Source organism: Mesorhizobium sp. M4B.F.Ca.ET.089.01.1.1, from assembly GCF_004022605.1.
Classification (GTDB): Bacteria; Pseudomonadota; Alphaproteobacteria; order Rhizobiales; family Rhizobiaceae; genus Mesorhizobium; species Mesorhizobium abyssinicae.
The window spans coordinates 1-10,368 of the sequence record NZ_RZOS01000190.1; the positions used below are offsets into that span (position 1 = coordinate 1).

General features: G+C 66.4%; 11 protein-coding genes. 2 read left to right on the top strand and 9 right to left on the bottom strand.

The window, feature by feature from the left end; all coding sequences use genetic code 11:
* Both EN780_RS18455 and EN780_RS18460 read right to left on the bottom strand, forming a co-directional pair.
* Positions 1 to 836, bottom strand: an 836-nt coding sequence (locus tag EN780_RS18455) for a DMT family transporter (protein WP_245500014.1), incomplete at its 3' end; no start/stop codon positions are given.
* Between the two features lie 48 nt (positions 837 to 884).
* Positions 885 to 1,772 carry a DMT family transporter gene (locus tag EN780_RS18460; RefSeq protein ID WP_127286737.1) on the bottom strand — a complete coding sequence of 296 codons (888 nt, stop codon included), beginning with the start codon at positions 1,770 to 1,772 and terminating at the stop codon, positions 885 to 887.
* Positions 1,773 to 2,075: 303 nt separating this feature from the next.
* On the opposite strand from EN780_RS18460, the gene EN780_RS18465 reads away from it, so the two are divergent.
* Positions 2,076 to 2,507, top strand: a complete 432-nt coding sequence (locus EN780_RS18465; RefSeq protein WP_128274936.1) for a nuclear transport factor 2 family protein — start codon at positions 2,076 to 2,078, stop codon at positions 2,505 to 2,507.
* A gap of 10 nt (positions 2,508 to 2,517) precedes the next feature.
* Here EN780_RS18465 and EN780_RS18470 read toward each other — a convergent pair whose 3' ends face one another.
* Entirely contained in the window at positions 2,518 to 4,029 is a 1,512-nt protein-coding gene (locus tag EN780_RS18470) for a peptidase S10 (RefSeq protein ID WP_127311709.1), read from the bottom strand.
* 163 nt (positions 4,030 to 4,192) lie between these two features.
* On the opposite strand from EN780_RS18470, the gene EN780_RS18475 reads away from it, so the two are divergent.
* Complete coding sequence (locus EN780_RS18475) at positions 4,193 to 4,699, top strand: OsmC family protein (RefSeq protein WP_127286734.1); 507 nt, start codon at positions 4,193 to 4,195, stop codon at positions 4,697 to 4,699.
* A 2-nt stretch (positions 4,700 to 4,701) separates the two neighbouring features.
* Here EN780_RS18475 and EN780_RS18480 read toward each other — a convergent pair whose 3' ends face one another.
* The 6 genes from EN780_RS18480 to radA form a co-directional block, all read right to left on the bottom strand.
* Positions 4,702 to 4,923, bottom strand: coding sequence for a hypothetical protein (locus tag EN780_RS18480; RefSeq protein ID WP_127286733.1), 222 nt, complete (start codon positions 4,921 to 4,923; stop codon positions 4,702 to 4,704).
* Positions 4,924 to 5,058: 135 nt separating this feature from the next.
* Positions 5,059 to 5,691 (bottom strand): hypothetical protein, encoded by a 633-nt coding sequence (locus EN780_RS18485; RefSeq protein WP_127286732.1) that lies wholly within the window; start codon positions 5,689 to 5,691, stop codon positions 5,059 to 5,061.
* 76 nt (positions 5,692 to 5,767) lie between these two features.
* Positions 5,768 to 6,523 (bottom strand): SDR family NAD(P)-dependent oxidoreductase, encoded by a 756-nt coding sequence (locus EN780_RS18490; RefSeq protein ID WP_128274937.1) that lies wholly within the window; start codon positions 6,521 to 6,523, stop codon positions 5,768 to 5,770.
* Between the two features lie 27 nt (positions 6,524 to 6,550).
* Positions 6,551 to 8,032: an amidophosphoribosyltransferase gene (gene purF / locus EN780_RS18495; protein ID WP_127287302.1), complete on the bottom strand. Its 1,482-nt coding sequence runs from the start codon at positions 8,030 to 8,032 to the stop codon at positions 6,551 to 6,553.
* Between the two features lie 133 nt (positions 8,033 to 8,165).
* Positions 8,166 to 8,846 (bottom strand): CvpA family protein, encoded by a 681-nt coding sequence (locus EN780_RS18500; protein ID WP_128274938.1) that lies wholly within the window; start codon positions 8,844 to 8,846, stop codon positions 8,166 to 8,168.
* A gap of 59 nt (positions 8,847 to 8,905) precedes the next feature.
* A complete protein-coding gene (radA, locus tag EN780_RS18505; protein ID WP_128274939.1) occupies positions 8,906 to 10,324 on the bottom strand; it encodes a DNA repair protein RadA in 1,419 nt (472 codons plus the stop codon).
* Between the last annotated feature and the right edge of the window lie 44 nt (positions 10,325 to 10,368).

Here is a 10,368-nt window from a genome sequence, read left to right on the forward strand (position 1 = left end):
ATTATGCTGGCGGCCGGCGGGATCTCGCCGAGGAACAGGAAAGCGAACGCGATCGCGAACGGCACTTCGGCCGAGCCGAGCAGGCCTGATTCGGACGCCGGGATCAGCCGCGAACCTTCCGTCCACAGGATCGACGCCAGCGCGAAGGAGCCGCCGAACGTGGCCAGCAGCAGCGCATCCCGTGCCGAGACCGCCAGCGGATCTGTGACGAACCAGCCGAGGACGAACAGAAGGAAGGCCGACACCGCGCCAGCCCACACAACTTGCGTGTCGCGGAAGGCGCGCACCATGATCATGTAGAGCGCGCTGCCGGTTGTCATCAGCAGCGCCAGCCCATCGCCGAAGAGATGGCCGGTGCCGAAGCCCGACCACACCATGATGCCGACGCCGCACAGCGACACGGCGGCGGCAAGCATCGTCTGCAGCCGGAATTTTTCCCGCACCAGCAGGAAGGCGAGCAATGCGGCGATGAAAGGCGAGGTCGCGTAGATGACGGCGACATTGGCGACATAGGTGAATTTGAACGCCGCGATGAAGGCGATGCTGGCGGCTGCGCCTTCCAGCGCCAGCAGCCAGCCGCGCCAGCCGAGCCGCAGGCTTTCGCGCCCGCCGGAGCGGCGCCGCCGCCACAGCACATAAAGCGTGATCAGGATCGAGCCGACGAAACCGCGCCAGCAGGTGATCGTCAGCGGATCGGCGTGGATCGATTTTGTCAGCACGCCGGTGAGGCCGAACACGACGGCGGAAGCCGACACCAGGACGATGCCCAAGGTTCGCTCGGCGGCGCTCGTCGCGCCATCGGCCAATGTATCAGTCATCTCGAGGGAATCGGTCATGTCCTCAGTCTACGTCGCCCTACCGGCATGGTTCCGTCAGTTGTCATGCTAGAGCCGTTTGCGGAAATGCTCGTTGCCGATGACGAGCAGGCCGGCGGCGACGATCAGCGCCGCCCCAAGGAACACCTCGCGGCGCGGCACGTCGCCCCAGATGGCGAAGCCGAGCGCGAAGGCCCAGACCAGCGACGTGTACTCGAACGGCGCCACGATCGACACCGGCGCCCTTTTCATGCCTTCGAACAGAAGATACTGCGCCATGCCGCCGAGCGCACCGACGCTGGCCAGAAGCAGCAACTGGCCGCCGTCGGGCGTCCGCCACCAGATCAGCGCCGGCGCCACGGAGAAGAGCAGGAAGTAGAAATTGTTGAGCACGAGCTGGATCGTCGTGCGCTCCTGCATCGCTATCTTGCGCAAAAGCACGACGGCGATGCCCCAAAGCAGGGCCGCGGCCAGCACCAGGACCATCGGCAGCGAGATGCCGAGATGGGTCGGATCGCAGGCGACGAATACGCCGGCAAAGCCGATCAGCACCGCCAGCCAGCGCAGCAGCGGCACCTTCTCGCCAAGCATGAACACCGACAGCACGGTGACGATGATCGGAGCGGCATAGTAGATGGTGGTGAGCTCGGCGAGCTGCAGGGTGCGGGCGGCATTGTAGTAGCAAAGCCAGGCCGCCAGCGTGAAGGCGCTGCGCACCAGCATCGGCCGCACGATGGGCGAGCGCGCAGTATCGGTGAACAGGCGCCGCCCGCCGATCGCCGCGCAGGCGGCAAGGATGGTGACCGAGCGGAAGAACATGATCTGCCAGACGCTGATGCCGACGACCAGCAGCTTGATCGCTGCGTCCTGCGCCGAAAACAGGAAATAGGCGCCGCCGGTCAGGAGGATGCCGGCCAGCACCCTTTCGCGGCTATCGAGAATGGCGACATCGGCCATGCGGCACCGCTTTGCGGACGTTGCTTGCATTGAGCCAAACCCCTTGGCCCAACAGGATCAGCCTATACGGGCGATGGCCCGCACGGCGCTACGCCAGCTCCGGCCTTGCGTTGGGGCACAGGCCTGGCGGCCTGCATTCACCTGACGCTTGCGGCACACGGATGTTCGACGTCTTGCAATGCTGGACGGTCATCGCCCGTTCAGGTAATTTTGCAACTCGCGGATTGATCGGCGCGGCTGACCCCGGCAGTGGACTATGGAGAGGCGCGCCAATGCGTGCGCTGCATAGGTCCGGAAGCTTCGATGACTGACGTGATCGATCGACTGGTGAGGGCGATGAACGCGCATCAGCTCGACGCTGTCGCCGCTCTCATCCACGAGAACTATCGAAGCGAACAGCCGACGCACCCGGGCAGAGCCTTCATCGGCCGCGACCAGATGCGCGCCAACTGGGAGGCCATGTTCGCAGGGATACCTGACTTCCATGCGACGGTCATGCGCTCGGTCCGGGACGGCGACACGACCTGGACCGAATGGCATTGGTCCGGCACTCGCCGCGACGGAAAACCCTTCGAGGTGCGCGGGGTCACCCTGTTCGAGATCGTCGACGATCGGATCGTAAGCGGGCGACTGTATCTGGAGGACGTCGAGAGGCAGCCTGTCGGCATCGAAGACGCGGTCGAAGCCCTTTCCGGGCGCCGTCCGTCAACGGCCGGCAGCGAAACCTGTTCGTGAGCCGCAGGCCTCACTGCGTTGCCTGATAAAGCTCCGCGGCCGCCTCCTTCAGCGCTCGCCTTCCGTCCGCCCTGAAATACATCATGTGGCCGCCCTCGACGACATCGAGGCGGATAGGCTTTGCGTCGGAAAGCGGCGGAACCTGATTCACCAGATAACGCGAGGCGAGATAGGGCGTGACGAGGTCGGTGTAGCCGTTGACGATCACGACGCCGAGCGCGGGGTTGAGTGAACGCGCCCGCTGCAGATCATCCATCACGCCGGCATAGCCTTGCCGCGAGGTGCCGTAGTCCCAATTGTGGGTGACCTCGCCATTGAGCAGCCGGTAGCTGATGTCGGTGTGGAAATTGAGCTCGTCGCGGACATAGCCGACGAAGGCCGAGGTCAGCGCCGGCACACTGCGGTCGAGCACGGGATCGGGTCCTGCGATGCGTCCGCTCTCTGGCGCGATGTCGGCCGTGCCGATCATGCCGTCATACGGGCTCAGCACCTTGCCTTTGGCGCGGGCGAATTCTCGCGCGAACAGGCCGGTCGGGACGCGGGCGAAATTGTGCTGGACGAGCTCGAGCGGCAGTCCGGTGATATCAGCCACGCGCTGGCTCGCCAGCTTTCCGCCTTGTTCCAGCCCGCTGGTCAAAGCGGTGAGGTAGTCGCCCATGGCATAATGCTCGACCTCGGCGAGCCTTTCCCGCAACGCATCCCCGCTGACGCCTTCGCTGCTGAGGCGCACCGCCGCCAGCGAGGGCAGTTCGAGCGCCCAGTGCAGCGGCTCGAATTCGTCCGGCTGCACTAGCATGAACTCCAGCGCCGGAGAGATCAGCACGATGCCGTTCGGGCTGATGCCGACATCCTCCTGCAGCGTGCGGGCAAGCAGCGCCGCACGGAACCCGCCATAGCTTTCCCCGGCAAGGAAAAGCGGCGACCCGGTGCGGCCGTTCTGGGCGAGATAGAGCCGGATGAAGGCGCCGATCGAGCTGGCGTCCTGGCTGACGCCCCAGAAATCGTGCGTGTCCTGGCCGGGCGCCTCGCGGCTGTAGCCGGTCCCGACCGGATCGACGAAGACGAGGTCGGTCATGTCGAGCCAGCTGTCGGGATTGTCGATGAGCTTTTGCGGTGAGGGCAGGAATTCTCCAGCTGCACCGGTCATGACGACGCGCGGCCCGAGCGCGCCGAGATGCAGATAGGCGGAGGCCGCGCCCGGCCCGCCGTTGAACACGAAGGTGATGGGGCGAGGGGCAGCCTTCGCCTCGCCCTCCGATGGCCGCAGCGTGTAGGCGACGTAGAAGATCTCGGCTGTGACATCGCCCTTGCCGGAGAGCAGCGACAGGGTGGCGGCCTTAGCCTGATAGTCCAGCTTGCGCCCGGCGATGGTGATCGAGTGGTTCGTCGTCTGCGGCTGTGGCAGGAGCGACAGCACGCCGCCCGCGGGCGCCGGCCGTTCCGGCGTTTCGGCGAGACCAGCCGGCGCGAACGCGGCAAGCAACAGCAGGGCGAGGGGAACGAGTTTCAGCTTGAACCGCATGACGCCTCCGCGGGAACGACTTCCGCATAGGTATGGCTGAGCCTGTCGAAGTCAAAGGGGGCGTCTCGACACTTGGGTTCCTCGCCTCGCCTAGGGCGGGGGAAAGGAACCCAAGCTGGAATAATGTGCTATCAACCACCAAAGAATATCGAAAGGAGCGCAAATGGACGCGACCGCACTCAAGGCCATGCAGGCGCCGCTGAAGGACGCCTATCGAGAGGATGCCTCGCGCGCGCTGATCACGCTTAGGGCAAGGGGCTCGGTCGACGACCAGTCGATCGCCTGCAAGGTCGAGACGGGCAGGGCGCTGGCCATCGCCGGCCTTCATCCGGCGACCGGCGGCTCCGGGCTCGAGCTCTGCTCCGGCGACATGCTGCTGGAGGCGCTGGTCGCTTGCGCCGGCGTTACCCTGAAGGCGGTGGCGACGGCGCTGGAGTTCAAGCTTGGCAATGCCACCGTGCAGGCGGAGGGGGATCTCGACTTTCGCGGCACGCTGGGCGTCGCCAGGGACGCACCGGTCGGCTTCCGCGAAATCCGGCTCAGTTTCGATCTCGACACCGACGAGCCGCAGGAGCGTATCGATTCGCTGCTCAAACTCACCGAACGCTATTGTGTGGTGTTCCAGACCATCAGCAACAAGCCGCAACTGACGGTCAGCGCACGGCGCTGAAGCTACTGTGCCGAAGGCTCTTCGGCATCCCCTTCGTCGGTGAACGGCGAGGCGCTCGGCACGCACTGCACCGCCCATCCCTGAGGGGTCGGCTGCTTCTGGTATTCGGTGACGGCGTTGGTGCACTGTTCGCGGGTGTCGAAGGTGCTGGGCAGCACCACCATGCCGCCCTGTGGGCCGGCGATCACCAGATACCAGACCAATGCTACGCTGGGAGCAGCCATGGGAATTCCTCACTATGTTGGTGTGGGAGAGTCGGCCGATCCTAGCAACTCCGGGCGAGCGGTGAAAGCTCGCCCGGCCTGCGGTGCATGCGCGCGACATCACAGCCGCGTGATGTCAGCCCCGCTCTCCAGCGGTCATTCGACGGCGAAGCAATAGAACAGGCCGTCGCCGCCGGTGCCCTTCAGCGCCTCCTGGCTGCAGCCGCCACGCGAGGCATGCGAGGAATTCCATGACTTGGCGGCTGCCGAATCGTCGAGCCCGGTGCGGTCGTGATGGCCCATCATGGCCACCCCCTCCGCGCCGCTCATCGTCCAGTCGCCGCAGGTCTGGTCGGCGATCTTCGTGCCGTCGGGTTTCGAGCCGGTCAGCACGTCATGGCGGTTCGGCTTGTCGCCGCGGCCGTTGACCACCTCGCCCTTTTCATTGAGCGCCGTCTCCTTGCTGATGGCGTTGGCATCGCCATGCAGCGAGGCGACATCGTCGGCGATCTTGACGCCCTTGGCGTTGACCCACGGACCCTTGCCGATGCGGTCGCGCGCATCCTCGGCGCTGGTCGACAGATAGGCATGCCAGGTCTTGCCCTTGACGCCGGCTGCCTCCGCAAGCGACGCGCAGTGCGCGTCGGCGCCTTTCAGCCCACCGAGATCGGCGCCCTTCCCGGAGCCGACGCTGGTGACGAAGAAACTCATCTTTGCGTCTTGCGACAGCGCCGCGCCGGCGGTAACGGCGGCAAGTGCGGTGGCGGCAACGAGAATAAGTCTACGCATGGCGGTCCTCCGGTTTCGAATGTTCTACATTCGAAGAACGTTGCCGCAGGCGTATTTAATCCGTCTCGAACTCGGTTTATTCCGGTTGCCGGTAGGCGACGAAGCGGTTGTGCTTGGCCTGGAAGATCAGGCCGGTTTCCTTCAGCTCCGGGCTGGCCAGCGGCACGATACGCCTGGCGATCTCGGACGGATGCGGCAAGGTCTCCGGATCCTCGCCCGGCGCGACCTGCGCGCGCATGGCGGTGCGGGTGGCGCCGGGATCGGCCGCGTTGACCCTGAGCGGCAGGCTCTGCGTCTCATGCGCCCAGGAGCGCATCATCGTCTCGACCGCCGCCTTGGAGGCAGCGTAGGGCGCCCAGAAGGCGCGTGCCGAGTGCGCCGCGTTGGAGGACATGATGATGGCGCGGCCGGCGTCGGACAGGCGCAGCAGCGGGTCGACCGAACGGATCAGCCGCCAGGTCGAGGTGACGTTGATGGTCATCACCTTCTCGAACGTCTTGGCCTCGACATGGCCGATCGGCGTGATGACGCCGAGCACGGCGGCGTTCGCCACGAGGATGTCGAGCTTGCCCCAGCGCTCGTGAATGGCGCCGCCCAGCCGGTCGATGCCGGCCATGTCGGCAAGGTCGAGCGGCACCAGCGTGGCCTCGCCCTTGCCGGTCCTGGCGTGCTCGGCCTTGATCGCATCGTCGAGCTCCTCGAGCCCGCCGACGGTGCGTGCCACCGCGATCACATGCGCGCCGGCGGCAGCCAGTTCCTTGGCCATGAAATAGCCGATGCCGCGCGAAGCGCCGGTGACGACCGCCAGGCGGCCGGAGAGGTCGAGGGTCATGCGAGAGCTTCCGTGAGGTGGTCCGGCCTACGCCCCGCTTGTCGCCAGCAGCGACAGCGTGCGCACATTGTCGTGGCCTTCGAAGTCGAGCAGGCGGGTCGGGTACTGGCCGGTGAAGCAGGCGTCGCAGAACTGCGGCTGGTCGTTGTCGCGCCCGGCCTCGCCGACGGCGCGGTAAAGCCCGTCGATCGACAGGAAGCCGAGCGAATCGACACGGATGAACTCCGCCATCTCCTCGACCGACATGCGCGAGGCGAGCAGCTTCGACTTCTCCGGCGTGTCGACGCCATAGAAGCACGACGCGCTGGTCGGCGGCGAGGCGATGCGCATATGCACTTCCTTGGCGCCGGCGTCGCGCACCATCTGCACGATCTTCTGGCTGGTGGTGCCGCGCACGATGGAATCGTCGACCAGAACCACGCGCTTGCCCTCGATCATGCGGCGGTTGGCGTTGTGCTTGAGCTTGACGCCCATGTGGCGGATCGAATCGCCGGGCTGGATGAAGGTGCGGCCGACATAGTGGTTGCGGATGATGCCGAGCTCGAAGGGGATGCCGGCGGCCTGGGAGAAACCGATCGCGGCCGGCGTACCGGAATCCGGTACGGGCACCACGATGTCGGCCTCGACCGGGTTTTCCTGCGCCAGCTCGGCGCCGATGCGCTTGCGCACCTCATAGACGTTGCGGCCCTCGACCGAGGAATCCGGCCGCGCGAAGTAGACATATTCGAAGATGCAGAAGCGGGTCTTCTGCGGTTCGAACGGGAACAGGCTCTCAATGCCCTTGGAGGTGATGACGACCATCTCGCCGGGCTTCAGGTCGCGCACGAAGCGGGCGCCGATGATGTCGAGCGCGCAGGTCTCGGAGGCGAGGATCCAGGCGCCATCGAGGTCGCCCAGCACGAGCGGGCGGATGCCCAGCGGATCGCGGCAGCCGATCATCTTCTTGGCCGTCATGGCGACAAGCGAGAAGGCGCCTTCGACCTGGCGCACCGCGTCGATGAAGCGCGAATTCAGGTCACGCTCCTTGCTGGTGGCGACCAGGTGCAGCAGCGTTTCGGTGTCGGAGGTCGAGGAAAAGATCGAGCCCTGCTTCTGCAGCGCGCGCTGCACGGTCAGCGCATTGGTGAGGTTGCCGTTATGGGCGACGGCGAGGCCACCCTCGGCGAGCTCGGCGAAGAAGGGCTGGATGTTGCGCAGGCCGGCGCCGCCTGTGGTGGCGTAGCGCGTGTGGCCGATGGCGCGGTTGCCCTGCAGGCTGTCGATGACGCGCTGCTTGGTGAAGGTGTCGCCGATCAGGCCGACATGGCGTTCGACATGGAACTGGCTGCCGTCATAGGAGACGATGCCGGCGGCTTCCTGGCCGCGATGCTGCAGCGCGTGCAAGCCGAGTGTGACGATCGCCGCCGCATCCTGCCGGCCGAAAATGCCGAACACGCCGCACTCGTCGTGGAAATGGTCGTCGGCCTCGGCGGAAAGCACGTCGCCTGCGTCTGCCTTCGAAACTGCCATGGGGGCTCAAGCTCCGCTAAAATCGCCATATAAGGCGATCGCTCGTCGAAAGCAACGCATGCCTTGCGGCGTTCACACCAACGTCAATCCCGGGGAAGCGCCCGCCTTGCCGCGGGCGCCCGTTTGACCGGGATCAGTTTGCCGGCGCCGGCGTGGCGGGAGCCGGAGCCGGCGCGTTGTCGGCGGGCGCTTCGCCTTCGCTGTCGTCGGCCGGCGCATCGGCATCGTCGCCGTTTGCCGGCGGTTCGGCCGCCGGCTGATCGGTCGTCGCGCCGGGTGCCACCGGCGTCTCGGTCGCGGGCGCACCCTTGTGAGTGTACTTGTTGACGAGGTCTTCAGTGTTCTCGGGCAGCAGGCTTTCGAGCTTGGCGCCGATCGTCTCCAGCAGCGGCCGCGACTTGGCGTTGGCAACCCAGCCGGGCGCCTTGGCGCCGGCCAGCCAGTTGAAGAACAAGAGCGCCACCGCGACCACCAGGACGCCGCGCGCCGCGCCGTAGAGGAAGCCGAGTGTGCGATCGAGCGCGCCGATACGGGAATCGATGATCCAGTCGGCGAGCTTCATGGTGATGACCGAAACGACGATCAGCGCGATGACGAAGACGACGCCGGCCGCCGCCGCCATGGCGATCTTGTCGTTGTCGACATAGGGCTGAACGTAGGGCAGCACCGGCTTGTAGAAGAAGAAGGCCGCCGCGGCCGCCGCCACCCAGGAGACGATGGACAGCACCTCGCGCGAGAAGCCGCGCACCATGGCGAGCATCGCCGAGACCAGGGTGAAGCCGACGAGAATTCCGTCAAGCAGCGTAATCGGCATGTCCTTCGCCCCACTCCATGTCTTCAGCGCTCGATGTCTTTACCGCTCGACGAGCCGCGTCATTCTTGCTCCTCGGCGCGCCTGCGCCGTGAGCCGGCTATACGCGCCACGAGGTCGGCAAGCTCGGTGGGCTGGAAAGCGCCGGCCCCGATCCCCCCAGCGCCATTGCCACCGACAAGTTCCTCGCTGCCCAAGGGCAGGACCGCACTACCGAAACCCAGCTTTTCGGCCTCTTTGAGGCGCTGCTGCGCATGCGCAACCGGCCTCACCGCACCCGACAGGCTGATCTCGCCGAAATAGACGCAATCGGCGGGAAGGGCAAGACCGGTGAGCGAGGAAACCAGGGCGGCGGCGACCGCCAGATCGGCAGCCGGCTCGCTGATCCGGTAGCCGCCGGCGACGTTGAGATAGACATCATGCTGGCCGAAGCGCACGCCGCAATGGGCTTCGAGCACGGCAAGCACCATCGACAGCCGCGCGCCGTCCCAGCCGACCACGGCGCGGCGCGGCGTGCCCAGCGAAGACGGCGCCACCAGCGCCTGGATCTCGACCAGCACCGGGCGCGTGCCCTCCATGCCGGCGAAAACGGCGGCACCCGGCGACTTCGCATGACGCTCGCCGAGAAAGAGTTCTGACGGGTTGGCGACCTCGCGCAGGCCCTTGTCCGACATCTCGAACACGCCGATCTCGTCGGTCGGGCCGAAGCGGTTCTTCACCGTGCGCAGGATGCGGTAGTGGTGGCCGCCTTCGCCCTCGAAATAAAGCACGCCGTCGACCATGTGCTCGACGACGCGCGGGCCGGCGATCTGGCCTTCCTTGGTGACATGGCCGACCAGCACGATCGCAGCACCGGTGGATTTGGCGTAGCGGATCATCGCCTGCGCTGCCGCGCGCACCTGGGTGACGGTGCCGGGCGCCGAATCGGCGAGGTCGGTCCACAGCGTCTGGATGGAATCGAGGATGACGAGGTCGGGCCGCTTGCCGTCGGCGATGGTTGCCAGGATGTCCTCAACATTGGTCTCGGCGGCGAGCTCGACCGGCGTCGAGGCGACGCCGAGGCGCTGGGCGCGCAGCCGGATCTGGGCAACGGCTTCCTCGCCGGAGACATAGACGATGCGGTGTCCCCTCGAGGCAAGCGCGGCGGCGGCTTGCGTCAGCAGCGTCGACTTGCCGATGCCGGGATCGCCGCCCACCAGCAGCGCCGAGCCGCGCACGAAGCCGCCGCCGGTGGCGCGGTCGAGCTCGCCGATGCCGGAGACGATGCGCGGCGCGTCCTCGATGTCGCCCGACAGGCTGGTCAGCACCACGGCGCGCCCCTTGCGGGCGTTGCGGGTGTTGGCCGGTCCCGAGCCGATGCCGCCGGAGGTGCCTTCCTCGACCAGCGTGTTCCACTCGCCGCAGGCATCGCACTTGCCTGCCCAGCGCTGGTGCACCGATCCGCAATTCTGGCAGATGAACTGGACGCGCGATTTAGCCATGCAGTTGCGCCGTTCGCAGATGGCGGAAGGCTGGCGTTCCCGCC